Annotated in this window: 27 protein-coding genes and 2 pseudogenes; 18 read left to right on the top strand and 11 right to left on the bottom strand. The window is 42.3% G+C overall.

Annotated features, from left to right (window positions below):
• Positions 1-35: 35 nt before the first annotated feature.
• The 5 genes from rfbH to rfbC are packed head-to-tail and all read left to right on the top strand — an operon-like array spanning position 36 to position 4,031.
• Complete coding sequence (gene rfbH, locus ACWIUD_RS02585) at positions 36-1,499, top strand: lipopolysaccharide biosynthesis protein RfbH (RefSeq protein WP_454146428.1); 1,464 nt, start codon at positions 36-38, stop codon at positions 1,497-1,499.
• Between the two features lies 1 nt (position 1,500).
• A complete protein-coding gene (locus tag ACWIUD_RS02590) occupies positions 1,501-1,758 on the top strand; it encodes a hypothetical protein (protein ID WP_454135208.1) in 258 nt (85 codons plus the stop codon).
• Positions 1,755-2,141, top strand: a complete 387-nt coding sequence (locus tag ACWIUD_RS02595) for a hypothetical protein (RefSeq protein ID WP_454146430.1) — start codon at positions 1,755-1,757, stop codon at positions 2,139-2,141. The genes ACWIUD_RS02590 and ACWIUD_RS02595 overlap by 4 nt, the downstream gene beginning before the upstream one ends.
• Positions 2,138-3,469, top strand: a complete 1,332-nt coding sequence (locus tag ACWIUD_RS02600) for a methyltransferase domain-containing protein (RefSeq protein WP_454146432.1) — start codon at positions 2,138-2,140, stop codon at positions 3,467-3,469. Before ACWIUD_RS02595 ends, ACWIUD_RS02600 begins: the two co-directional genes overlap by 4 nt.
• 1 nt (position 3,470) lies before the next feature.
• A complete protein-coding gene (gene rfbC / locus ACWIUD_RS02605; protein ID WP_454146434.1) occupies positions 3,471-4,031 on the top strand; it encodes a dTDP-4-dehydrorhamnose 3,5-epimerase in 561 nt (186 codons plus the stop codon).
• 228 nt (positions 4,032-4,259) lie between these two features.
• Here the strand turns inward: rfbC and eno are convergent, their stop codons facing one another.
• Both eno and recA read right to left on the bottom strand, forming a co-directional pair.
• On the bottom strand, positions 4,260-5,546 hold the full coding sequence (gene eno, locus ACWIUD_RS02610) for a phosphopyruvate hydratase (RefSeq protein ID WP_454146436.1): 1,287 nt from the start codon (positions 5,544-5,546) through the stop codon (positions 4,260-4,262).
• A gap of 84 nt (positions 5,547-5,630) precedes the next feature.
• A complete protein-coding gene (gene recA / locus ACWIUD_RS02615; RefSeq protein WP_454146438.1) occupies positions 5,631-6,695 on the bottom strand; it encodes a recombinase RecA in 1,065 nt (354 codons plus the stop codon).
• Positions 6,696-6,786: 91 nt separating this feature from the next.
• On the opposite strand from recA, the gene ACWIUD_RS02620 reads away from it, so the two are divergent.
• On the top strand, positions 6,787-7,644 hold the full coding sequence (locus ACWIUD_RS02620; protein ID WP_454146440.1) for a menaquinone biosynthesis family protein: 858 nt from the start codon (positions 6,787-6,789) through the stop codon (positions 7,642-7,644).
• A 53-nt stretch (positions 7,645-7,697) separates the two neighbouring features.
• On the opposite strand, the gene ACWIUD_RS02625 is transcribed toward ACWIUD_RS02620, so the two are convergent.
• From ACWIUD_RS02625 to ACWIUD_RS02655, 7 genes and pseudogenes are all read right to left on the bottom strand, one after another.
• Positions 7,698-8,132, bottom strand: coding sequence for a PaaI family thioesterase (locus ACWIUD_RS02625; protein WP_454135195.1), 435 nt, complete (start codon positions 8,130-8,132; stop codon positions 7,698-7,700).
• Between the two features lie 9 nt (positions 8,133-8,141).
• Positions 8,142-9,566: a tRNA 5-methoxyuridine(34)/uridine 5-oxyacetic acid(34) synthase CmoB gene (gene cmoB, locus ACWIUD_RS02630; protein WP_454146442.1), complete on the bottom strand. Its 1,425-nt coding sequence runs from the start codon at positions 9,564-9,566 to the stop codon at positions 8,142-8,144.
• Positions 9,544-10,878, bottom strand: coding sequence for a cytochrome c oxidase accessory protein CcoG (gene ccoG / locus ACWIUD_RS02635; protein ID WP_454146444.1), 1,335 nt, complete (start codon positions 10,876-10,878; stop codon positions 9,544-9,546). The genes cmoB and ccoG overlap by 23 nt, the downstream gene beginning before the upstream one ends.
• On the bottom strand, positions 10,862-11,617 hold the full coding sequence (gene bioD / locus ACWIUD_RS02640; RefSeq protein WP_454146446.1) for a dethiobiotin synthase: 756 nt from the start codon (positions 11,615-11,617) through the stop codon (positions 10,862-10,864). Before bioD ends, ccoG begins: the two co-directional genes overlap by 17 nt.
• Entirely contained in the window at positions 11,614-12,147 is a 534-nt protein-coding gene (locus ACWIUD_RS02645) for a hypothetical protein (protein WP_454146448.1), read from the bottom strand. The genes bioD and ACWIUD_RS02645 overlap by 4 nt, the downstream gene beginning before the upstream one ends.
• Positions 12,128-12,928 (bottom strand): annotated as a pseudogene (locus ACWIUD_RS02650) (GTP-binding protein); the annotation flags it as partial. The gene ACWIUD_RS02645 and the pseudogene ACWIUD_RS02650, both read right to left, overlap by 20 nt.
• 987 nt (positions 12,929-13,915) lie before the next feature.
• Positions 13,916-14,281, bottom strand: a pseudogene (locus ACWIUD_RS02655) (GTPase); the annotation flags it as partial.
• A gap of 55 nt (positions 14,282-14,336) precedes the next feature.
• Between ACWIUD_RS02655 and ACWIUD_RS02660 the strand changes: the two are divergent.
• The 10 genes from ACWIUD_RS02660 to ACWIUD_RS02705 are packed head-to-tail and all read left to right on the top strand — an operon-like array spanning position 14,337 to position 20,954.
• On the top strand, positions 14,337-14,789 hold the full coding sequence (locus tag ACWIUD_RS02660) for a hypothetical protein (protein ID WP_454146450.1): 453 nt from the start codon (positions 14,337-14,339) through the stop codon (positions 14,787-14,789).
• Positions 14,755-15,426 (top strand): uracil-DNA glycosylase family protein, encoded by a 672-nt coding sequence (locus ACWIUD_RS02665; RefSeq protein WP_454146837.1) that lies wholly within the window; start codon positions 14,755-14,757, stop codon positions 15,424-15,426. Before ACWIUD_RS02660 ends, ACWIUD_RS02665 begins: the two co-directional genes overlap by 35 nt.
• On the top strand, positions 15,423-16,628 hold the full coding sequence (locus ACWIUD_RS02670) for a hypothetical protein (protein WP_454146452.1): 1,206 nt from the start codon (positions 15,423-15,425) through the stop codon (positions 16,626-16,628). The genes ACWIUD_RS02665 and ACWIUD_RS02670 overlap by 4 nt, the downstream gene beginning before the upstream one ends.
• Entirely contained in the window at positions 16,629-17,243 is a 615-nt protein-coding gene (nth, locus tag ACWIUD_RS02675) for an endonuclease III (RefSeq protein WP_454146454.1), read from the top strand.
• Complete coding sequence (locus ACWIUD_RS02680; RefSeq protein ID WP_454146456.1) at positions 17,243-17,806, top strand: hypothetical protein; 564 nt, start codon at positions 17,243-17,245, stop codon at positions 17,804-17,806. Before nth ends, ACWIUD_RS02680 begins: the two co-directional genes overlap by 1 nt.
• Positions 17,793-18,146: a flagellar motor switch protein FliN gene (gene fliN, locus ACWIUD_RS02685; protein ID WP_454135181.1), complete on the top strand. Its 354-nt coding sequence runs from the start codon at positions 17,793-17,795 to the stop codon at positions 18,144-18,146. The genes ACWIUD_RS02680 and fliN overlap by 14 nt, the downstream gene beginning before the upstream one ends.
• Entirely contained in the window at positions 18,109-19,077 is a 969-nt protein-coding gene (locus ACWIUD_RS02690; protein WP_454146458.1) for a hypothetical protein, read from the top strand. Before fliN ends, ACWIUD_RS02690 begins: the two co-directional genes overlap by 38 nt.
• Positions 19,078-19,081: 4 nt before the next feature.
• Positions 19,082-19,915 (top strand): hypothetical protein, encoded by an 834-nt coding sequence (locus ACWIUD_RS02695; protein ID WP_454146460.1) that lies wholly within the window; start codon positions 19,082-19,084, stop codon positions 19,913-19,915.
• Complete coding sequence (locus ACWIUD_RS02700) at positions 19,900-20,706, top strand: TonB family protein (protein ID WP_454146462.1); 807 nt, start codon at positions 19,900-19,902, stop codon at positions 20,704-20,706. Before ACWIUD_RS02695 ends, ACWIUD_RS02700 begins: the two co-directional genes overlap by 16 nt.
• A complete protein-coding gene (locus tag ACWIUD_RS02705) occupies positions 20,703-20,954 on the top strand; it encodes a hypothetical protein (protein WP_454146464.1) in 252 nt (83 codons plus the stop codon). Before ACWIUD_RS02700 ends, ACWIUD_RS02705 begins: the two co-directional genes overlap by 4 nt.
• Here ACWIUD_RS02705 and ACWIUD_RS02710 read toward each other — a convergent pair.
• Positions 20,867-22,243 (bottom strand): anaerobic C4-dicarboxylate transporter, encoded by a 1,377-nt coding sequence (locus ACWIUD_RS02710; RefSeq protein ID WP_454146466.1) that lies wholly within the window; start codon positions 22,241-22,243, stop codon positions 20,867-20,869. The genes ACWIUD_RS02705 and ACWIUD_RS02710 overlap by 88 nt on opposite strands.
• A gap of 79 nt (positions 22,244-22,322) precedes the next feature.
• Entirely contained in the window at positions 22,323-22,601 is a 279-nt protein-coding gene (locus ACWIUD_RS02715) for a hypothetical protein (RefSeq protein WP_454146468.1), read from the bottom strand.
• Between the two features lie 139 nt (positions 22,602-22,740).
• On the opposite strand from ACWIUD_RS02715, the gene ACWIUD_RS02720 reads away from it, so the two are divergent.
• Positions 22,741-22,875 carry a hypothetical protein gene (locus ACWIUD_RS02720; RefSeq protein WP_454146470.1) on the top strand — a complete coding sequence of 45 codons (135 nt, stop codon included), beginning with the start codon at positions 22,741-22,743 and terminating at the stop codon, positions 22,873-22,875.
• 21 nt (positions 22,876-22,896) lie between these two features.
• A complete protein-coding gene (gene flgE, locus ACWIUD_RS02725) occupies positions 22,897-25,047 on the top strand; it encodes a flagellar hook protein FlgE (RefSeq protein WP_454146472.1) in 2,151 nt (716 codons plus the stop codon).
• Positions 25,048-25,088 lie beyond the last annotated feature (41 nt).

The following is a 25,088-nucleotide window of genomic DNA, read 5'->3' on the forward strand; positions in this document are numbered from 1 at the left end:
TTCTATATAATTTTACAAAAATTTAAGGGGGCAAAATGAAGCAATTAAAGCAAGAGATTCTGCGAAAAGTCGCAGAATATTACCATTTGGCGCACAAAAACGATGGTAAATTTATCGCTGGAAATCGCATAAATTACGCTGGGCGAGTGTTTGACGAAAAAGAAATGGTGAATTTGGTAGATTCTGCATTAGACTTTTGGCTTACGGCAAGTAGGTATGCGCGAGAGTTTGAGATGGCACTCGCAAAATATTTGGGGGTGAATTTCGCCTTGCTTGTGAATTCTGGTTCAAGTGCGAATTTGCTGGCATTCTCCACGCTAACTTCGCCTTTGCTAAAAGATAGGGCGATAAAAAGAGGCGATGAGGTTATATCGCTGGCAGCGGGATTTCCCACGACAATTGCGCCGATTGTGCAGTTTGGTGCTGTGCCTGTGTTTTTGGATGTGGAGTTGGAGAGTGGGAATATTTGCGTGGATACGCTAGATTCTGCGCTGTCACCTAAAACAAAGGCGATTTTTATCGCGCACACTTTGGGAAATCCTTTTAATTTAAAAGCGATTAAAGATTTTTGCGATAAGCATAATCTTTGGTTGATTGAGGATAATTGCGATGCGCTGGGTGCGAAGTTTGATGGGAAAATGACGGGAAGTTTTGGCGATATTGGCACTTCTAGTTTTTATCCTGCGCATCATATCACAATGGGCGAGGGCGGGGCGGTTTATACAAATAATCCCTTGCTTAAAAAAATCGCCCTAAGCATTAGAGATTGGGGGCGAGACTGCTGGTGTGAGGGTGGCAAAGATAATACTTGCGGTGCGAGATTTTCGCAGATGCAAGGCAAACTGCCATTTGGATATGACCATAAATATATTTATTCGCATTTTGGTTACAACTTAAAGGCGACTGAAATGCAAGCGGCAATCGGTGTAGCGCAACTCCAAAAGTTGGATTTATTTGTCGCAAAGAGAAGGGAAAATCACGCATACCTATCGCAGAATCTGCAATCTCTAAGCGAGATTTTCCACTTGCCAAAAGTAGAGCAGAGTGCCACTCCAAGTTGGTTTGGATTTATGCTGACTTTGAGGGATGGTGCGAAGTTTTCTCGTAATGAAATTACGGAATTTTTAGAGGGCAGAAATATCCAAACGCGCAATCTTTTTGGCGGGAATATGCTACTTCATCCTGCGTTTGATGCGCTAAAAGAAGGGGTGGATTACCGCGTTATTGGCGATTTGAAAAATACAAATAAAATCAGCAAGGATAGTTTTTGGATAGGCGTTTATCCCGCGCTTGGCAAAGATGAGTTAGATTTTATCATCCAAAGCATTTTTGATTTTATCGCAAATAGGGGGGGGGGGGCAGAATATAATTTCGTCCAAATAATCTTCATCTCTTCCAAAAATCGCAGAATCTACGCTAGATTCTGCGAAAATCTCCACTTCGCAGAATCTAAAATAAATCCACAAAATGTAGATTCTGCGTTTCAAAAGGCGGCGTAAGATGATAAAGTCGCTTATAAATAAACTCACAAATAAACTCGCTTTTGAGAGGTTCAAAAAAGAGTTCCGTTCGCAAAATACGCATAATTTCACTTTTCCCGCTTCTATTTTCAATCTCAAAAATGTCGCAATTGGAAATGCGACTTATGGCGCGATAAATGTGCTTGATTACGGCAATGATAAAGCAAAAGTGCGGATTGGGAGTTTTTGCTCGATTGCAAGTGGGGTGAAATTCCTATCGGGGGGGGGCATTATATGAATAATTTTTCAACCTACCCATTTTACGCATATTTTAGCGATAAAGACGAGCAAAACACCACAAAAGGCGAGATTGTCATCGGCGATGATGTTTGGATTGGAATAGATGCGCTGATTTGCTCTGGGGCGAAAGTGCCAAAGGGTTGCATTGTTGGGGCGAGAAGTGTGGTGCGTGGGAGTTTTGAACCATATAGCATTATTATTGGCAATCCTGCAAAGTGCGTTAAAAAGCGATTTTCAAATGAAATAATTGAGATTTTGCAAAAAATAGATTTTGAAAATTTAGATGAAAAAATAATCCATAAATTGATGGATAAGTTTTATCTCCCGCTAGATTCTGCGCTAGCAAATGAGTTTAGCGCGCAAATAGGGGGTGCAAAATGAAGTGCAAAAATTGTGGCGAAAAGTTAGCATTAGAGATTTTGGACTTGGGATTTTCCCCGCCATCAAATTCATTTTTAAACCCGCGCGAAACGCAAGAGATGTTTTATCGCTTAAATGTATTTTTGTGCGAAAAGTGCCTTTTGGTGCAGGTTCCAGAGTATAAAAATGCAAAAGAGATTTTTTCAAAAAACTATGTTTATTTTAGTTCGTATTCGAAATTATGGGTGGCGCACGCGAAAAATTACGCAGAGATGATTGCAGAAAAATTGCATTTGGGGGCTCACTCGCAAGTCATTGAGATTGCGGCAAATGATGGATATTTATTGCAATTTTTTAATGCGCTAAATATTCCAAATATCGGCGTTGAACCAACTTTGGGGACGGCAAATGCGGCACGAAAAAAGGGCATAAAAATTATTTGTGATTTTTTTAGCGCGAAGTTAGCGGAGGATTTGCCAAAGGCGGATTTGATTATTGGGAATAATGTCATCGCTCACATTCCGCAAATTCGCGATTTTGTGCGAGGGGTTAAAATCGCGCTAAAAGATGGTGGCGTGGCAAATTTTGAATTTCCGCATATTCTAAATCTTATCAAATACAATCAATTTGACACCATTTATCACGAGCATTTTTATTATTATAGTTTGCATTCGATTATGGATTTGTTCGCGAGGGAGGGACTTTATATTTATGATGTGGATGAGATAAACACGCACGGCGGGAGTTTGCGCATTTATGCCTCAAAGCAAAATATAGCGCAAAGCAAAAATATCAAAAAAGTCCTTTTGGATGAGAAAAAAGCGCATTTAGATTCTGCGCTTGGGTATCAAAATCTGCAAAAAAATGCCAATAAAATAAAGTTTGATTTTTTATCACTTTTGCTTAAAATAAAGTCTCAAAACAAACGCATAGCAGGATTTGGCGCGACAGCAAAGGGTAATACTTTGCTAAATTTTTGCGGGATAAAAGATGATTTGATTTCTTTTGTGGTGGATTCTAATCCGCACAAGCAAAATCTTTTGCTGCCCGGCTCGCATATAAAAGTTTTGGATAAATCCGCGCTGAAAAAAATGCGCCCTGATTTTATTTGGATTGGCGCGTGGAATATTAAGGATGAAATTATTAGCGAGGTAAATGCGCTTTTCGCAGAATCTAGCGTAGATTCTGCGAAGGGGGGGGGCAAAATGCAAATTCATAATCGCCACCCCAAAGGTTTTAATTATTTAAATTTTGCATTTTTAGCGCAGAATCTGGCGAGTTTTACGAGAGATTCCGCGATTGACATTTTTAATGCAGAATCTGTGCTAGATTCTGCGAAGGTGGCGTAAAATGAGTCGCTTTGAATTTACGCCAACACCGCTAAAAGACTGCTTTGTAATCACGCCAAAACCGATAAAAGATGAAAGGGGATATTTCGAGCGATATTTTTGCGCGAATGATTTTAGGGAGATTGGATTTAATAAAAATATTTTGCAGATAAATCACTCGCAAACCACGCAAAAAGGCATAATTCGCGGTCTGCATTTCCAAACTCCGCCATTTTGCGAGACAAAAATCGTCCGCTGTTTGAAGGGGGCGATTTATGATGTTGTCCTTGATTTACGGCAAAATTCGCCGACATTTTTGCAATATTTTGGCGTGATTTTAAGTGCGGAAAATGCGAAATATTTATATATCCCAGATGGGTTTGCGCACGGATTTCAGGCGATGAGCGATGATGTTGAGGTTTTGTATTTATGCAGTGAATTTTTTGAAAAGCAAGCAGATAGCGTGATAAATCCGCTAGACCCAAAAATCGCCATCGATTGGAAACTGCCCCCGCAGAATCTATCGCAAAAGGACGCAAATGCGCCATTTTTGGGCGATGATTTTGTGGGGTTGATAGTTTAGGTAGGATTAAGATTCTGCGAAACGATATTAGATTCTGCGATTTTTGCCACGCAATTATTTGATTTTTCTGCAAGATTCTGCGTTTTTATATTAGATTCTGCGAAATTTTCGCTAAATTCTATTAAGATTCTGCGATTTTACAAACTTTCGCAGAATCTGCCATAAAATTATCAAAATCGCAGAATCTGCCATAAAATTACCACATTCGCAGAATCTCTCGCATAGATTTTATTTCAAAGATTTGCCAAACACTTCCCATCCCAAATATTCTGGGCAATCTAACTCATTTTCAATTTCTAGCAACCTGTTATACTTTGCGATTCGCTCACTTCTAGCGGTGCTTCCAGTCTTTATCTCGCCTGTGTTTAGCGCGACAGCGAAATCCGCGATAAAGCTATCCTCGCTCTCTCCGCTTCTATGGCTCATAATGCAATTATATTTGTTGCGTTTGGCAAGGCGGACGGTGCTCATCGTTTGGCTAATTGTGCCGATTTGGTTTGGCTTTACAAGCACGGCGTTTGCGATATTTTTGGTGATTCCATCACGCAAGATTTTTTCATTTGTTACAAACAAATCATCGCCCACAAGCTGAATCTTGCCCCCAAGTTTGTCGCTCAAAATCCTCCAACCCTCCCAATCATCCTCGCTTAATCCATCTTCGATAGATACGATAGGATATTTCGCGCAGAGATTTTCGTAGTATGCTACTAGCTCGGCACTTGTAAGGGTTCGATTTTCCGCACCTAAGCGATAGTTGAATTTATCATCGACAAACTCGCTACTTGCAATATCTAGCGCGATTGCAAAATGCTCTCCGTCCTTGTATCCCGCGCCTTTGATTGCTTTTAAGATTAGCTCGATGGGCTCTTCGTTGTTTTTAAGATTTGGCGCAAATCCCCCCTCATCGCCGATACTTGTGATATGTCCGTTTGATTTTAGGATATTTTTTAGCTCACCATACACTTCGCTACTCGCACGGAGCGCGTCTCTAAACGATTCAAAGCCAAGTGGCATAATCATATATTCTTGAAAATCCACATTATTATCCGCGTGGCTACCGCCATTTATGATATTTAGCATAGGCGCGGGGAGAATATTTGCGTTAATCCCGCCAATGTAGCGATATAGCGGGATTTGGAGCGTGGCTGCCGCTACCTTTGCCACCGCCATAGAAGTGCCTAAAATCGCATTTGCGCCCAATTTGCTGTAATTTTCCGTGCCATCAATTTCGCGCATTAGCTTGTCAATGTCGCCTTGATTAAAGGGCGAAGTGCCGATAAGTGCCTCTGCGATTTTGGTATTGACATTTTCACAAGCCTTTAATACGCCCTTGCCCTTAAATCTCGCCTTGTCGCCGTCTCGCAACTCCAAAGCCTCTCTTTTGCCCGTAGATGCGCCACTAGGCACAATCGCACTGCACGAAGTATCATCGCTTAGCGTAACGCTCACGCGAATCGTGGGATTGCCCCTGCTGTCTAACACCTCATCTGCGAAAATATCATCAATGTAAGTCATTTTGTGTCCTTTGTTTTGAATTTTTAGATTTGCGTGAATCTGCTTTGATTCGCGCCAAAATCGCTCGAATCTGCCCACGAATCTCTACTTCTCATCGCTCGAATCGTCCGCATTTTCATCGACAAATTCGATGATTTCATCATTTGCGCCAATTTGTTCTTTGATTTTTGCTTCGATTTCATCGGCGATTTTTGGATTTTCTTTTAAGAAAATCTTTGAATTTTCCTTGCCTTGCGCAAGTTTTTTGTCTTGATAGCTAAACCACGCGCCAGATTTATCGATAATGTCTAATTTCACGCCATAGTCGATTATTTCCCCAAGCCGTGAGATTCCCTCGCCAAACATTATATCAAACTCCGCTTCTCTAAATGGCGGTGCGACTTTGTTTTTTACGACTTTTGCGCGGACGCGGTTGCCGATGGCTTGTTCGTTTTGTTTAAGACTAGCGATTCGGCGCACATCGATTCGCACACTTGAATAAAACTTCAAAGCGTTCCCGCCTGTCGTGGTTTCTGGGCTTCCATAGCCTATCGTGCCTATTTTCATACGAATCTGATTGATAAAAATCACCGTGGTGTTCATCTTGTGTAAAGTGCCTGTGATTTTGCGCAGTGCTTGGCTCATAAGCCTCGCTTGAAGTCCTACATGCGCATCGCCCATATTGCCATCAATCTCTGCTTTTGGTGTGAGCGCGGCAACCGAATCCACTACGATTAAGTCAATCCCGCCACTGCGCGTTAAAGTCTCTAAAATCTCTAATGCTTGTTCGCCGTAATCGGGCTGTGATACATAGAGATTTTCCACATCTACGCCCATTTTTTTAGCATAATACACATCAAGCGCGTGTTCTGCGTCTATAAAAGCGCAGATTCCGCCTTGCCTTTGGCACTCTGCGGTGATTTGGAGGCTTAGGGTTGTCTTTCCGCTTGATTCAGGACCATAGATTTCTACGATGCGTCCGCGCGGGATTCCGCCGATGCCAAGTGCCAAGTCAAGCCCCAAAGAGCCTGTTGAAATGCTGTCGATTTTTTCTGTTTGTTTGTCGCCTAATCTTATCAAAGCTCCCTTGCCAAAGGCTTTATCGACTTGTTTTAGGGCAAGTTCGATGGCTTTTTGCTTTTCTTTGTCAATTTTTACTTCTTTGTCCATATTTTCACTCCGTTTTTTAAAAAATATTTTGGGATTCTATGCAAATTTTGGTTAAAATTTAATAATTTTTTATAGTTTTTTTGGAGATTTTATGAGCAAAATTATGGTGGCGCATTCGCCCGATGCTGATGATATTTTTATGTATTACGCGCTATTTTACGGGTGGGTGGGGAGCAAAAATATTAAATTTAGCAATGTCGCCCTTGATATTGAGAGCCTAAATAAGGGCGCATTAGAGTGCAAATATCCCATAAGCGCGATTTCTTTTGGCGCATATCCCTTTATAAAGGACAATTACGCGTTGTTAAATACCGCGATGAGCTTTGGCAATGGCTATGGACCAAAGATTGTCAAACGCAAGGGCGCGAAGTTGAAGCGCAATTTCAAAGTCGCATTAAGTGGCGCATACACGACAAATGCGATGATTTTCAAAATGCGCTACAAAGAGGCAAAAATCATCTATAAAAATTTTTTAGACATTGAAAATGCGGTGATTTGTGGCGAAGTCGATGCGGGAGTGCTAATCCACGAATCGATTTTAAATTTTAGCGAAACGCTTGAAGTAGAGGCGCATTTGTGGGATATATGGGTGGATTTGGTGCGTGAATCTCTGCCACTACCACTTGGCGGAATGGCGATTTTGCGCTCTATCCCACTGCTGCGCGCGATTGAGTGTCAAAGATTACTAGGGGACGCCGTGCGTGTGGCGGTGAATAATAAGCGCGTTTTATCGGCAATGTTGCGGGACAAAGTGCGCGTGAGCGAATCTGAGCTAAACACATATCTAAATATGTATGCAAATGGCGAATCAATCGCAATGAGCGAAGTGCAAATGGTGGCGTTAGATAAACTTTTCGCGCTTGGCTTTGAAGCGGGGATTTATAAAGATTTGATTCGCACGGAGGATTATTTAGTGCCCGTAGAGTACGAAAAACTACGATTTGGGTGAAAATCTTAAAGATTCTGCGCTAGATTCTGCGTTTTTAGTGCGAATCGCAGAATCTACTTCACCTTGCTAAAATCAATCTTAAAAAGTCCCTTTTCAAACACCGCGATGTGGAACTCCGCCTCAAAGATTTTGAGATTATACAAAAATCCCTCCACCGCGACTTCCCGCTTTTTCAAATCGCTTTGGGCGGACTTTGCTTTGAATGTGATTTCGTTGCCAAACTCAAATGGCGAGAGAAACTTCGTGCTACTATAAATTATCACGCTATTTGCCTCATTTACCGCTGCCATCGCGCAAAATGACGCTGCGTTAAATAAAAATCCATTGTGGATTAGCATATTTTCATCGCAAATCATATCTTTGCTCGGAGAAAACTTCACAACCGCGCTATTTGGCGTCATCTCGACAATCTCGCCACACAAATGCGTCGCTAACTTTTTGCACACTTTTAGCGTGCTAATCTCATCTAAAATCTCGCTCTCGCTCATTTTGCCCCCTTAAATTTTTGCCTTGAAATACGCACGAATGGGCGCATTATACCCTTCAATCGTTTTATTTTTGTCATCTTTATCCAAAAAGTCCTCCAAACTCTCCCCACCGCTCCACGCCGTTTTCCTTTGCTCGATACTCGTAGTCTTTCGCACTTCAAGCAACTCAATCTCCCTAAATCCCGCACGGCGCATCCAATTTTGAAACGCGCCAATGCTTGGGATGAAATACACATTTTTCATTTTAGCATAACTTAATGGAGATAGCACAAGTTCGCCACTCCCTTCGATTATCAGCGTATCGACAAAGATTTCGCCACCTTTATTTAGGGCATTTTTCAAAATGCGAAGGCAATCAATCGGATTTGTGCGATGATAAAGCACCCCAAGGCAGAGAATGCAATCAAATTTGCAATCATACTCCGCCAAATCCTCCACCCCAAGCATCTCAAAGCAAATTTCGCTTTTTATAAACGCATTTATCAAATCAAACTGCATTTTGCAAAAGGCACTCGGTTCAAAACCCACGATTTTCGCGGGGTGCAGGGGCAACAGGCGAAATGCGTAATATCCATTATTGCACCCGATATCCGCGACTGCCTTGCCTGTGATATTTAGATGATTTTTGATGATATTAAACTTTATCGCGCTGTTCCACTCGCTTTGGATTTCCACGCCACACACTTCAAATGGTCCCTTGCGCCAAGGTTTTAAGTCCTTTAATAACGCTAATAATTCCGCAGAATCTGCCTCGCAATTTCGTAAATTCGCAGAATCTACGCGAATGATGTCATCGATTTGAACGCGAGATTCTGCGAATTTGGTGTAATTCGCAGAATCTAAATTTTGGTTTTGTGGATTCGCAGAATCTGCATTGCTCTCCGTCATTGCGAGATTCTGCGTAGCAGAATCGTGGCAATCTAAATAATCTAAATTAAAATTGTCATTTTGAGCCGTAGGCGAAAAATCTCTATTTTGAGATATTTCGCTTCGCTCAGTATGACAATTTAAACTAGATTCTGCGTTTTTTGTTTGATTCGCAGAATCTAATGCGCTGTTTTCTGTTATTGTGAGATTCTGCGAAGCAGAATCGTGGCAATCCAAAAATTCCCCCTCCCTTGCGGAGGGGGTTAGGGGGTGGGTATTTTTCGCGTTAGATTTTATAGATTGCTTCGTTGCACTTGCTTCGCTTCGTGCGCCTCGCAATGACGAATCAATTTGAGACTCTGCGATTATTTTAGAATTATACCCACCCCCTTTATCCCCCTCCGCAAGGGAGGGGGAAGAAGTTGATTTAACCTCCGCAAGGGAGGGGGACTTCAAAGTGGATTCTGCGATTTTCTCGCGCAACGCGGAGATTCTGCGAATTAGCGGTGCGATATTTTTCGCATTTAATTTTTGCGCGATGCGTTTAGCGCGATTTTGGATAAACAAAAATGCTCTCTTTCACAACGCTAATATTCTCATCATCCACGCTGTATGCCATAATTTTGATAGGAATTATCGTGTCTTTTTTATCGCTTTTTGATAGATTTTTCTCCGTCATCAAAAACACGCGCCGTTTGGTGCTTTGGTGTGCGTCAATTTTGAAAGGTTCAAGTGGTTGCTTTATTTTGATATTTTCATCGCCAAGCACTTTGAAATAATAAGTGTGCGCGTGGTTTGAGGTGTTTTGAAAAAGCATTGTGTAGTGATTTTCCACCGCGCCATTTTCTAAAATCTTATAAGATTGCGCGGTGCGATTGATATTTAAAAGCATTGTGGATTTCCCTGCGCCAAGCGTTATTGCGATGATTATCGCCACACAAAGCACGGCAATGTATCCTAGTGTTTTCCCGCGAAAATAGCGCACTTTTAGATTCTGCGCCAAAGAATTCGTGCTATTCCAAGAGATTAGCGATTTTTTCTTAAACTTATCCATTATGCTACTGCACGCATCGGCGCACTCCAAGCAGTTTATACACTCTAATTGCAAACCTTTGCGAATGTCAATGTGAGTGGGGCAGACGCGCACACATTTATCGCACGCCACGCATTCTCCGCTAATCTCTGCTTTTTTAAGCAATGCGCCATCTTTATACACGCTCCCGCCCCGCGCGGAATCATAAATAATCGTTTTTGTATCATTATCATAAAGAACGCTTTGCACACGGCAATACGGGCACATATAAATGCAGAAATTCTCCGCCACAAAGATGATTTCGATTGTCAAAAATATCGTAATGCAAAATAAAAATCCCACCAAAACCAAATGATTTTGATAATCCGCCAAATACGCAAAAAAGTCGCTAGGCGGGACAAAATACCACAAAAAGTTTGACGCCGCAATAAAAGACAAAATAAACCAAATAAAAATCGCCCCCGCCTTTTTTGCCTTCGCGCTAAAAGTGCTTAAATCCGCCTTTTGCTGTTTGTTTTGCGTGCTTTTTAGCAACTTAAACAACTTCGTCTCAATCAAATCCCTATAAATCACGCGAAAAATCGTATGCGGACACGCCCACCCGCACCACGCGCGTCCAAGCATCGTGGTAAGCAAAAAAATGCCCACAAACAGCATAATTAGCAAAAATGGCATTACATAAAGTTCCTGCATATCAAAGGAAATGCCTAAAATATGCAGTTGCATCTTATCAAATGAAAGCAAAAAAATGTGATTGCCCCCAAGCGTGATAAATGGCAAAATCATCACCAAAATTGTCGTCAAAATATACGCGCCGTAGCGTTTTTTCTTATAATATGTATTCATATTCTCCCTCCGTTTTTTTTACTCTTTGTGCGATAAACTCGCATAAATCGCTCTCTTGCGTTTGAAACACAAATATATTTTTTAGGTGCTTCAAAAATGGATAACTGACTTTGAAAAACTTCAATTTATCAAAGAGATTTATGGCGTTTATGAAGCGGATTCTACGCGAGTTTAGTGCCTCGTTATGTAGCAAAATCTCATTTATGCACCCTAATTTATCTGTGGAAACTAGCACGCACAGCGCGCCTAAATCTTTGATTAAGTCAATCACAAAATAATCCCTTTTTATCGGCACTAAAAGTCCGCCCACACCCTCCACGACTAAAATATCGCATTGCCTTTTCAAATCAAATATTTTCTCTTTTAGTGCGACTAAATCGATTGCATTTTCCTTATCCGCGACAAATGGCGAGGCAAGGGCGTTGAAACGATAAAAGCAAATTTCATCGACATTAAGCGGAAAACTTTGATTTTGCGCGTGAAGCGCAGAATCTGCGATATTTTTTGAGGCGGATTCTGCGATGGATTTTGAGGTGGATTCTGCGGGAGATTCTGCGATGGATTTTGAGGCGGATTCTGCGATGGTTTTTGCGATAGTGTTTGAGGCAGATTCTGCGCCGACTTCGATGGGTTTGGATGAAATAATGTGAAATCCTCTCTGCATCAAAAGTGCGTTTAATCGCATTGCGATTGTTGTTTTCCCGACGCCACTGCCCGTCCCTGCGATAAATAAAATCATTTTAAAAGTCCTTTATATGCTTTGTTTGCAAGATTCTGCGAAAATGGCGCAGATTCTGCGATTTGTTCCCCCTCCCTTGCGGAGTTTGAATCCAAAAATTCCCCCTCACTTGCGGAGGGGGTTAGGGGGTGGGTAATTTTTGTGTTAAATTTTGCGTTTTCGTGCGAGATTCTACGATTCGCAGAATCTGCGATATTTTCCGTCATTGCGAGATTCTGCGAAGCAGAATCGTGGCAATCCAAAATAAAATCTAATCCGTGCGAAGCACCCTTAATCTCGCCCGCTTCGTGGTGCAAAAAATCGGTTTTAAACGAGCAGTAGTGCGAGTGCCGATTTTTTGCTAGAAGCGGAGAATGCGAGGCACTCCCCCCTAAAAGCGAAAAAGCGGCTGCTTTTTGGCGCGTAGGGGGGAGCGGGGTAGGGGGGTGCAGCCCTTTTTGCGAGAAAATAGCAGATAAATAAATACAATTATCAAAAAAGCGCAAAAAGCTCAAAACATAGATTTTATAATCAAGATTCTGCATTTTCATTTTTCCCTTTGGCGATAATCACAATCGGCACTCCGCTAAAATCAAAATTCGCGCGAAAATAATTCACCAAATACCGCTTGTAGCTGAAATGCAGGGCGTTTGGGCGATTTGCCACAAGCATAATCGTAGGCGGGGCGCAATCTACCTGCGTGGCGTAATAAATCTTAATAATCTTGCCTTTGTCGCTTGGAATGGGGTGCTTTTGCGTGGCGATTTTTATGTGCGCATTTAGCTCGGCGGTTGGGATTCGGCGGTTAAAATTCTCCCACACGCGCAAAATCGTCTCTTTAATCTCATCAATGTGGCGCATTTTTAGCGCACTTATGGTAAGAATCGGCGCGTAAGATAGATAGGCAAATTTGCGCTTGATAGTCGTTTGCAACGCCCTAAATTCCGCGCATTTTATGTCCCATTTGTTTAGCAAAATGATAATGCCTAAATGATATTTTTGACTTAAACCGCTGATTTTTTCGTCCAACTCGACAAAATCGCTTGATGAATCTAACACCAAAAGCACAATATCGCTTTGCTCCAAAATGCGCTTGGTGCGCAAAAGTGCGAATTTTTCAATGCCATCGATTTTGGATGCACGGCGAATCCCAGCGGTATCTACGAATCGCAAGATTTTGCCTTTATGTGCGATTTCATCGCTCACAGGGTCGATTGTCGTGCCTTCTATTTCGCTAACTAATGAGCGATTTTTGTTTAAAAGGGCGTTTAGGATGGAGGATTTGCCGACATTTACGCGTCCGATAATGCCGATTTTTATGGTGGCAGATTCGTTTTTCGTGCAATTTGTTCTGGGGTATTCATTTGCGTTGTTTTGATATGAAACTTCGCTCAATGGACGCCCAAGTCCTATTTTCGCTCGTTCTGCATCAAAACAACGCAAAGCAACACCGCCATTACTTCGATTGTTTGTTTGCGAATCGTGCGCTGTGTGAGATTCTGCGCTGTTTTCCGTCATTGCGAGATTTTGCGTAGCAAAATCGTGGCAATCTATGTTAGATTCTGCGTTTTTTCCGTCATTGCGAGAAAATTCGCAAGAATTTTCGTGGCAATCCAAAAATTGTGCGTTAGCACCCTTAATCTCGCCCGCTTCGTGGTGCAAAAAATCGGGAGCAAGGACGCAGTAGTGCGTCCGCCGATTTTTTGCTAGAAGCGGATTAAGCGAGGCTCTCCCCCTAAAAGCGAAAAAGCGGCTGCTTTTTGGGGACACAATTAAATAGTCGGGGGGAGCGGAGCGGGGGTGCAGCCCTTTTTGCGAGAAAATAGCAGAATCTAGCGTTTTTATTTCCGTCATTGCGAGATTTGACGAAGTCAAATCGTGGCAATCCATTTTATTTTTTTTGGATTGCTTCGTTGCACTCGCTTCGCTTCGTGCGCCTCGCAATGACGAATCTTTTTTAGATTCTGCGTTCGCAGAATCTTGGATTTGCAAGTGTGGGTCGGTGCTTCGCACAGACGCTTCGGTCGCTTCGCTCGCTCGCAATGACAAATCTAACGCAGAATCTGCGAGATTTTCGCTATTTTTTTCATTAGATTCTGCGATTTTCGCAGTTGTTTCATTAGATTCTGCGTTCGCAGAATCTTGGATTGCCACGCTCGCTTCGCTCCCTCGCAATGACGAATCCTTTGAATCTGCCCCTAGCGCGAATCCTAAAAAATCCTTTAATTGCTTCAATCCCCGATTATGCAAACTCGACACAAAAAATATTTTCTTTGCGCCAAATGCGCTATATTCCCACCGCTCGATTTTTTCAATATCTATTTTATTGACAATTAGCACCGCATTTTTTAGCGAACGAAATACTTGCAAATCTTCCTCATCTATGCCACTCCCCGCGCTAATCACATACAAAATCAAATCACCTTCATCGATAAAATCAAATATCATCTTTTTGACATTTTTAAAAATGCCATTTGCTTTTTTCATTAGCCCCGCAGTATCGCAGAGATTCATATAAAAAATGCGTCCATTATTTTCCAACTCCAAAGGGCAGATATTTATATCTCTCGTAGTCCCCGCAAAGTCGCTTGTAATGGCGATTTTGTCCCTTAATAGACGATTAAAAAGCGATGATTTGCCGACATTTGGTTTGCCTAAAATGATGATTTTTGATTGAGTTTGCATCGCCTATCTTTTAAGTAAAATTTTTTTAAAATCATAGCAAAATTTTGGAGAAAATGTGATGAGATTCTGCGTGATTTTGCTTTTTGTCCCGCTGTTTGCGATAAATTTTGAGTATAGCAAAGTTTATAATTTAGCAAATGATGAGTTTAGTATCAAAAACGGCGATGTGCGGATTTTAAAGGATTTCACGCAAAATATAGGCGATGAAATGCTTAAAACGCGCCATTCACAGCTCTTTTTATCGCAGAATCTTAATTTTTATTCACATAAATCGCCCAAAGTAACTCGCCCAAATTTGCTTCGTGTAAGGGAGTTGCAATATCGATATTTCTCGCGCATTAGGCAAAATGTCGCACTTGAAGCAACCGCGAAAAATCCCCACGCAAACTGCTACATTTTTTTCAAAAACGCAGAATCTTTGCAATCAAAATCCACCGCAGTTGTGCTAAATTTGGATGATGGCGATTTATTTGATGGCGTTGCAAAAGTTTATTTTTATTGCAAATAGCGAGGTTTTTATGAGTGAGTTAGCGCAAAAAGCGAAGTTGTTAAAGGAACTTTATTTACGAAAAATGTGCGGTGAGGAATATTATGATTACTCCCCCCCGCCTAAAAAAATCGTTAGCGAAAAAAGCAAATTGCCACTCTCGCAAATCATCGCAAACTGCGCCCTTTGCGAACTCTCAAAAAGCGCAGAATCTAAAATCGCAGGCGAAGCAAATAATGCCGAAATTTGTTTTATTTCGCTAAAACCGATTTTGCCACATAGCGCGAGTTTTGAGATGATTGAGAATATCGCAAAGCGCGTATTTGGCGCAGAATCTTATAATATTTTATCGCTAATAAAGTGCGCCACGCACATTTCGCCAAATGCAAATCACATAAAAATCTGCGGAGATTATCTCAAAACGCAGTTAAAGGCGCAAGATTCTGCACTTTGCGTGATTTTTGGCGAGGAAGTGGCGCATTTTGTGTTAGGAAATGATGAGCGTTTGGAAAACTTGCGAGGTAGAATATTAAGCAATATTAGGGATTTTATAGTAACATTTCACATTGGCGATTTATTGCGAAATGAGCGACTAAAAAAGGAAGCGATGGCGGACTTCAAAGTCGCAAAAGATTTTTTAGATAAAGGAAAAAAATGAGATTTTTAGTAGTTTTTATGGTATTTTTTGGCGCACTTTACGCACAGGGCAATGTTTTTTCAAATATTCCTGTGGCAAAAATTGAGATTATAAATCTAAATCCCGAGCCCTGCTCCAAATCCTGCCTAAAAGATTTGGCAGAGGAAAAGAAGATTTTTTCATTTATTGCGCGATTTTCCCGCGAGATTGAGGATGAAGAGCTGCAAAATATTATGCTAGATTTCACAAAACAGCTTGGCATTTATTACAAAATCCGCTTTGATACACTGCAAGATAAGCTAAATATCGCCCTTTTAATCCCTAAAAAGACGATTGGCAAGTATTCCACAACGACTATTGATACGATTTTGTCGTATTTGGCGTTCCGCGATATTGACTTTAAATTTAAGGTTTTTGATAGCGTGGATGAAAACGCAGAATCTATCGAAAACGCGCTAAATGCGATGCAAAATGAGCATTTCAACTTTGCCATTGCCATTCTTTCAAAAGAGGAAAATCTCCCGCTTTTAAGGCGAGTGAAAATCCCAATTTACATCCCCACGCTGAAATCTCCGCAGAATTTTGACAACGCTATGGAGCAAATCACCTTTGGCGGGATTGATTATGATGCGCAAATTGCGATGCTTTTAGATAAAAGCTCGGGGAAAAATATTATTAGTTACAATGATGATTCTGCGCTTGGGGCGATGATTGGGGGGATTGTCGAGGCGAAAAGTGAGGATTATAAGCGTTATAGCGAGGTTGTCACAAATAAGGACGCTACGAATTTTAGCGCGAGATTGGAGCGACAAAAAAATCTTTTGAAGGAAAGTAGCGTGTTTTTAAACACGCGCGTGGTGATTTCAGGACTGCTTTTAAGTCAAATAGGACTTTTAAAGGAAACTCCGCCATATATTTTCTCCACGCAAATAAATTATAATCCCGCGCTTCTATCGCTTCTACGAGGCATAAATACCAAAAATCTGCTTATTGCAAACTCAATTGGCACAAGCGATGAGAGATTATTAGAGTATAGCGCGCTGTTATCGGGCGATTTGAAGTATGATTGGGTGAATTACTCCACTGCGCTTGGCGTGGATTTATTTTTAAGCAAAATGAAAGATGGCATAGAGCGATTTTTCAAAGAAAGCGTAGAAAACTCGCAGGTAGCGTATAAAACGCAACTTTATGGCATTGAAAATAATGGATTTGTGAAGTATTAAATGAAAAACGCACGAAAACTCGAAAAGTTATTTTTAGAACGCTACAAAGGGGCAAAAACGGAGTTAATCTATAAAAATCTCTACGAACTCACAATCTGTGTGATTTTATCTGCGCAATGCACCGATAAGCGCGTAAATATCGTAACTCCCGCACTTTTTGCAAAATATCCAAATGTCAAATCTTTGGCAAATGCAAATTTAGATTCTGTGAAAAATCTAATCAAATCAGTGTCGTTTTTTAACAACAAAGCAAAAAATATCATCGCAATGGCAAAGGGCGTAATGGAGCGATTTGGTGGCGAAATCCCGCTAAATGCGGAGGATTTGAAATCACTCGCAGGTATCGGGCAGAAAACGGCAAATGTGATTTTGCTAGAATTTTGCGAAGCGAACTTAATGGCGGTGGATACGCATATATTTCGCATTTCGCACCGCTTGGGATTAAGCAGCGCAAAGACGCCCGAAGCAACGGAGCGCGACTTAAACGCCATTTTCGCGCACAATCGCGCCGCACTTCATCAAGCATTCATTTTATTTGGGCGATATATCTGCAAGGCAATCAACCCAAAATGCGATGAATGCTTTGCGGTGGAATTTTGCAAAAAGGGGCGGTGATGGAAGTTTTGCAAAAAGCAATTCTTTGCGCGATAAAAGAATGCTTGGATATTGAACTACGCGCAGAATCTGCGGATTCTGCGGTGGATTCTGCGGATTCTGCGAGAGATTTAGATTCTGCGGATTCTACGAAAAATGGCGCGAGAGATTCTGCGAAAATCGCAGAATCTGCACTAAAATCTAGTGATTTCGCGGATTTTGCCTCCAAAATATCGCTTGGAGAGATGGAGTTTATAATCGCGCCAAACAAAGCACTTTTGGAATATTTCGCAGAATCTTTTTTAGATTCTGCGGTAGATTCTGCGCCCGATTCTGCACTTGATTCTGCGGATTCTGCGCCTGATAAAAGCACTTTGAGCGATATCGCAAAAGAGATTGCAAATCTAATTGTCGGCAAGGCAAAGGTGCTTTTTGAAGAGCAAGGGCAGATTTTGAAACTTGGCATTCCGCAGTTTTTGGAAAACGCAGAAATCCCCGCAGGGTGCGACATTTTCGCTTATAAATACGAAAAGATGAAAATTGTGATTTACCAAATAAAAGGACATAAAAATGGCAGAAAATGAGATTTTAGATGAGCGCTTGGTGCATAATAAAAAGGAAATCGAACTTGCAAACTACCTGCAAGAAATGATGGAGAGTTACGCTGGACTGCTTGATATGGAGGTGAATTTCCGCTCTGAACTTGGCAATACGAAAATCTCGCTAGAAGAAATTTTGAAGTTTGAAAAAGGGACGGTGATTGACTTGCAAAAACCCGCAGGGGAGAGTGTCGAAGTCTTTGTAAATGACCGCATTGTCGGCAAGGGCGAGGTTATGGTGTATGAAAAAAGTCTAGCAATCCGCATAAATGAGATTTTGGATAGCAATGCAATCATTTATTATCTCACAAAAGAGAAAATATAGTTTTTGGCGCGTATTTGCGATGTGCGCGGTGTTTGCGCAGTTTTTGTGTGCGAGTAGTTTGGAAAATGTGCAGATTAAAAGCATAAAAAATGGCGTGGAGATTTTATTTTTGGTGGATTCTGCGTTTGATGGAAATATCACAAAAACCGCAAGGCAGGACTTTACGGCGCTGAAATTTCATAATTTAGCGTTTAATAAAAATAAATTAGTTAGCAAATCTGCGCTAATAAAAAATATCGAGATTTTCTCGCAGGGCGGCGGGGTTGTGCTTGTTTTTGGTGTGAGTGATTTTGAACTGCACTTTGATTTGGCGGTGCAAAAGATGAAAAACAAGCAAGGTGCGATAAAAATCATCGCTACGAAAAAAGAAAGCATTGCGGGGAATATTTTGGCAGATTCTGCGCTAAATGCGCCAAATTCGCAGAATCTCGCGCAAAATTCGCAGAATTTGGGTTCGCAGAATCTCGCGCAAAATTCGCAAAATTTTGGTTCGCCAAATTCGTCAAATTTGGGTTCGCAGAATCTCACCGCAAATCCGCAGTCTTTGGAGGATAGCATTAGCGCAATCAAAGAGCAAAATAATCTTTTATCCCCAAAGGGCGTGGATTTGTGGCGGTATTTTGCGGTGATTGCGATTTTGTGTGCGCTAATCATCGCGCTATTTATCATCAAAAAGCGCGTAAAAAGCGACACTGCCCCCATTTCGATTTTCCGCAAGTCGCCCATTTCAGTGGCGCAAAACATCGCACTTGACGCGAAAAATAAGATTTTGATATTAGATTCTGCGGATGCGAACTACATTTTATTTGTCGGGGCGACAAATGCCTTTATCATCGATAAAATCCCCAAAGAGCGAGATTCTGCGAAACTCTTGCGCGAGCACAAAATCGCACATTTGATTAAAAACTACGAGCAATTACAAAAGGCATAATTTTATGAAAACCGCAGAATCTAGCTTGTTTTCCGTCATTGCGAGATTCTGCGAAGCAGAATCGTGGCAATCCATAGGATTTGTGAGCGAAGCGAAGCAACCATCCAAATTTAGATTCTGCGATTTTGTGGCAGATTCTGCGATTTTCTGCATTTTTTTCGTCATTGCGAGATTTTGCGAAGCAAAATCGTGGCAATCTATTTTTAGATTCTGCGATTCTGCGATAAAATCGCCGTTTTTTAGATTAGCTTCGTTTGTTTTTTTCGCAAAAAGGGCTGCACCCCGCTCCCGCTCCCCCCGACTTCATTTAAATTGTGTTCCCAAAAAGCTCCGCTTTTTCGCTTTTAGGGGGAGTGCCTCGCTTAATCCGCTTCTAGCAAAAAATCGGCACTCGCACTACTGCTCGTTTGAATCCGATTTTTTGCACCACGAAGCGGGCGAGATTAAGGGTGCTTCGCACGAATTTTTTTTAGATTCTGTGTTTAACGCAGAATCTATTTCACTTCGTCATTGTGAGGCACAAATTGCCGAAGCAATCCAAGATTCTGCGAATCGTGCAAAAAACGCAGAATCTAATAAAAATTGTCATTTTGAGCGTAGCGAAAAATCTCAAAATAATAGCGATTCTTCGCTTCGTGCTTCGCACTCCGCTCAGAATGACAAAATTTTGGATTGCCACGATTTGCCTTTGGCAAATCTCGCAATGACGGAAAAAACGCAGAATCTAGATTCTGCGATTCGCAGAATCTTATACAAAATTCGCGCAATCTACCCCATTTTCGCCCAATCTCGCGCAAATCTCGCAAAATCTAGGACATCGCAATGCAAGAAAATCTAGCACTTTTTAGGCAAAATGCGATTTTAAAAGCACTGCTTTTCTCGCTTTTAGCGCATATCATCGCCATTTTTGCGCTGTATTTTGCGAATAAAAATCTGCACTTTTTCACCCCGCAAACGCCCAAAAAAGTGCAGTTAGGATTTAAGCGGGGTGGCGATTCTGCACTGAAAAATTCTCCACATAAAACAAACTCATCCATCCCTAAAAATCTGCCACATTCTGCGCCAAATCCCCCCGCACCACCGCAAAATCAAGCAATTTCAAAAACCGCAGAATCTCCCCAAAATCCCGCGCAAAATCCCGCAGATTCTGCGCTAAATGCGCTAAATTTGTCATCCTTGCAACTTTACAATGGCGCAAATATAAATCCAAACTTGCCACACCAAAAACGCCAAGAAATGATACGCTATATCGCAAGCAAGGCAATTCCAAGCGATATCAAAGCGGAGATTTTTGAACTTTATGGCGATGAATTGGGCGATTATGGGATGGCGGAGATTGATTTCATCATCAATAATTTGCGCAATATAGGGCGCATCACGCAATATCATATCAATCGGCGCGGGTATCCGCAGGGCGCACTTGCGCTGAACTTGCAGGGGAAAAATGTCATCGAGTTTTACCTGCATCCAAATGGCGATATTTCCGAGCTGCGCGTGATTTCTAGCGCAAACTCAATCATTTTGGATAATGATATGCTGACAAATATTAAGATTGCTTTTAGGGAGTATCCGCGCCCCACCACGAAGGTAAAACTGCGATTTTATATGACTTATTCGCTGATGGAGTGAGATTCTACAAATTTCGCAGAATCTCGCACGAAAATCGCAGAATCTCCACCTACTCCGTCATTGCGAGCGTGGCAATCTATTTTAATGTCGTGGATTGCCACGAAGTCGCCATAAGTGCGACTTCTCGCAATGACGGATTTTGCGCTAGATTCTTAAAATCCTATAAAAATCCAGCCACTAGCGCGAGTAGCCACCCTGCCACGCAAGATGTAAATACGCCAATTAGCCCCGGGATAATAAAGCTATGATTTATCACAAATTTCCCAATGTGCGTAGTCCCCGAGCGGTCAAACTGAATTGTCGCAAGGTCGCTAGGATAAGTAGGCAAAATGTAGTATCCATAGCACGCCGCTGAAAATGCCACGATTATGCCCGGCTCCACGCCAATGCCAAGTGCGAGTGGCACGAACGCCGCTAGTGCCGCCGCTTGTGAATTTACGAACTTTGAAATGAGAAGCAACATCACCGCATAAGTCCAAGGATGCTCTTGCACCACGCCACCAAGCGCATTTTTAAGCATTGGCGTATGCACGGCAAACATTGAGTCCGCCATCCACGAAATCCCAAACACCGCCACCATCGCAATCATACCGGATTTGAAAATCGCGTTATTGCCGATGTCGCTGACTTTTACCTTTGTGAAAATCACTAGCGCAGAGCCCGCAATTAGCATAAACATTTGAATCACAGCAACCATATTCATCGGTTTGCCACCAAATGATGGACGCAAATCGCTGAAAATCCCTAGCACCGCCACAATCGCAATCGCCCCAAGAAATATCCACATCGCCACCCACTCTATCGTAGGGAGTTTTTGCCCTAGCAAGGTTTTGCTCTCGCCATAGACATATTCTTTGAATTTGGGGTCTTTGATACGCTCTTGAAACGCTTCATCTTTATCCAAATCCTTGCCCCGAAACCACGAGTAAATCCCCACGCACAGCACGCCAAACGCACCGCTTGGGATTGTGATTTTTAGCAAGTCGATATATCCATCAAATCCCTGTATTTGCTTTACGCCAGAGGCTAAAAGCATCGCTGTAAGGCTTACCACCGCCACGCTCACAGGTGAGCAGATAATCCCCATTTGCGAAGCGATAGAAGCCCCTGCCATAGGACGCTCGGGGCGGATATTATTTTTTATCGCGATATCATAGATGATAGGCATCATCGTATAAACCACGTGCCCCGTCCCGCACAAAATCGTCAAAAACCAAGTCACAAACGGCGCAAGTATCGTTAGAAACTTTGGATTGCGCCGTAAAATCCGCTCCGCGATTTGTAGCATCACATCTAGTCCGCCGCTTGATAGCAAAGTCGCACTCGCCACCACCACGCAAAGGATTGTGAAAATCACATCAATGCTAGGTTTGCCCGGCGCGACATTAAAAAGAAATGTCAGCACAAAAATGCCAATCCCGCCTAGCAATCCAAGCGCAATCCCGCCCTTTTTCGCCCCATAAAACAAGCAAATCAAAACGATGATTAGCTGAATGGTAAATTGCGTCCTATCGCTTAAAGATGTCAAAAAGTCCATAAAATGCCCCCTAAAATGATATTAGATTCGCATAAGCGCGCAAATCAAACGCTTCAAACTATCATTTATAACATTGCGCTTATCGCATCGCAACGCCTTTAAATGAAGTTTGCGCGTGGCGGGGAGAAAATAAATGTGAATTTAGTTGTAACGGGGGGGGGGATTTTGTGTTTTTAAATATGCTTTGAATCGCGGATATTTGAAATTCGCCTTGAATCGCAGAATCTTTTTTAGATTCGCTTTGAATCGCAGAATCTATGGGCGTTTCGTAGAATCTAATGCCGATATTTGTGTAAAAATGCGATGAAAATGCTGATAAGAACGATGAGGTGAAAAAAGTTGAATTCGAAAATGTCAAACTGAAAAAATGCTGCGTTGAAAAATGCTGATGAAAATGTCAAGCTACGCCCCCAAATCCCAAAATAATTGCGCGATTCTACGATGATTTCACTAAAAGTTTTCTTAAAGATTTTTAAAAAAAGGGCAGGGCAGATTTTGTGGATTTTAAAGCAAGATTCCAAGATTCTGCGATTTTCGCACAAGATTTATACAAATTTTCAAGCAAGATTCTGCGAATCGCAGAATCTAAATTGCAATTTTTAGGAATATTATTTGCTTACAAATCGCAATAATTTCTAAATAAAAGGATAGATATGTTAAGGTCTTTGTGGTCTGGTGTCAGCGGAATGCAAGCGCACCAAATAGCGTTAGATGTGGAAAGTAACAACATTGCAAATGTCAATACCGTGGGATTCAAATACTCACGCGCAAGTTTTGTGGATATGCTTAGCCAAATCAAGCGAATCGCCTCTTCGCCCTACAAAAACGGGCTTGGAGGGCAAAATGACTTCTCAATCGGGCTAGGCGTGGGCGTGGAGGCGACTACCAAAGTTTTCTCACAGGGCAACACGCAAAATACGGATATTAAAACGGATTTGGCGATTGAAGGCGATGGATTTTTCATCGTTAGCCCCGATAGGGGGATTACGCATAATTACACGCGCAACGGCGAATTTCTCTTTGACGCCAATGGCAATTTGGTAAATACGGGCGGTTATATCGTGCAAGGGTGGATTCGCGGGGAGCTAGAAAATGTCGAGTATATGACGGAGGATGAATTTTTCAAAGTCGATCACACAGGACCCATTCGTAGCATTCAAATCGACCCTGCGATGGTTATGCCTGCCAAATCTACTTCATCAATTTCACTTCGGGCGAATCTAAACGCAGGGCGCAAGGCAGACCAGATGGTTCCGCTCTCCGCGCTTGACTCATCTATCGCCACTGAAATCGACCCTGAAATACCAATCTATGATTCAGCAAACAAACTGCGTCAAATCGCCTATGATATGGGTGCGCTTTTTAACGCGGATGGCGATGCACTCGCGCTAAAAGAAAATCAGGGACTTTGGATTAGCTACCAAACCGCGCAAATGCGCCAAAATGTGCAAAATACAAATGAGACAAGCACTATTGGCATAAATGGGCAAGAAATCTCTTTTACAAATGATTCAGCTGTCACAGGCATTTCATCGCTAATCGCTGCGCAAAATGCCATAAATGCCACGAGCGATAAAACCGGCGTGGAGGCTTATATCGATAATGGCGCACTTCGCTTGGAGAATAAAAATGAGCGCGATGGCGATGAAAAGACGAAAAATATCATCATCACAAGCGGTGGCACGGGCGCATTGGTGAATTTCAAAGAGGGCGATAGCGTGATTACGGCGTTTTCTTATCAATATACAAACGCACAGGACGCCGATTCAACCGCAGGGCAGTTTAGGACGACTGAGGATTTACGCGCTTTAATGCAGCAAGATGCAAATATCGTGAAAAATCCGCAGGTTACTTATGGTGATTCGACTGCGAGTGTGTTTGTGAGTGTGAATCGCTATGGTATGTTTGAGATTGAAAATGCCGATGATGGCGATGATATTAAGAATAATCTAAATATCGCGGTTAGTAGTTTTTATAATGACAATATCACAAATAATGTGATTTTGAAAGATGTGATGCGGGGCATCGCGACTACTTCGCTTGTGGAGGGTGGCAATGTGGCGAGTTCGGGCGTCTTTGGCGTGGCGACTCACGCTACAAGTGTCGATGTGGTGGATAGTTTGGGCTCAAAGCACACGGTGCGCTTTGAGTTTTATAAGATTTCGGGTAATGAGTGGAGCTTCCGCGCGATTTTGCCTGAACCTGCGCAATTTATCGGCGGTAGCCCCACTCGCCCAAATATTTTGGAGGGCGGACGCGCGGTGTTTAACTCTGATGGCTCACTAGCGGGGATGAATCCGCCCGTGCTTCAATTTGACCCTAAAAACGGCTCGACTTCGCCACAGCGATTAGAACTCGCATTTGGCGATAACGGCACTTTTGGCGGACTAACGAGCGTAGATAGAATCTCCGAGACTTATACAATCTCGCAAAATGGCTACATTGCGGGGGATTTGGTGGATATCCGCTTTGACGCAAATGGGACGCTTTTAGGCTCATTTACCAACGGCAAGGCACTCGCACTCGCGCAAGTCGCACTCGCAAACTTCGCAAACAACGCAGGACTCCAAGCCGAAGGTGGCAATATTTTTAGCCAAAGTGGCAACTCAGGCGACCCCATCATCGGCGCACCAAACACAGGGCGCAGGGGAGGCGTGAGCGGCTCAAAGCTAGAAATGAGCAATGTGGATTTATCCCGCGCATTAACGCAACTAATAGTCGTTCAACGGGGCTTTCAAGCAAACTCCAAAGCCGTAACGACTTCTGACCAAATCTTAAATACGCTTTTAGGACTTAAACAATAAAACGCCTTTTTGAATGCCTGATTCACGCCCAAAAGGGCGAT

This window comes from Helicobacter sp. 23-1044 (genome assembly GCF_053654695.1).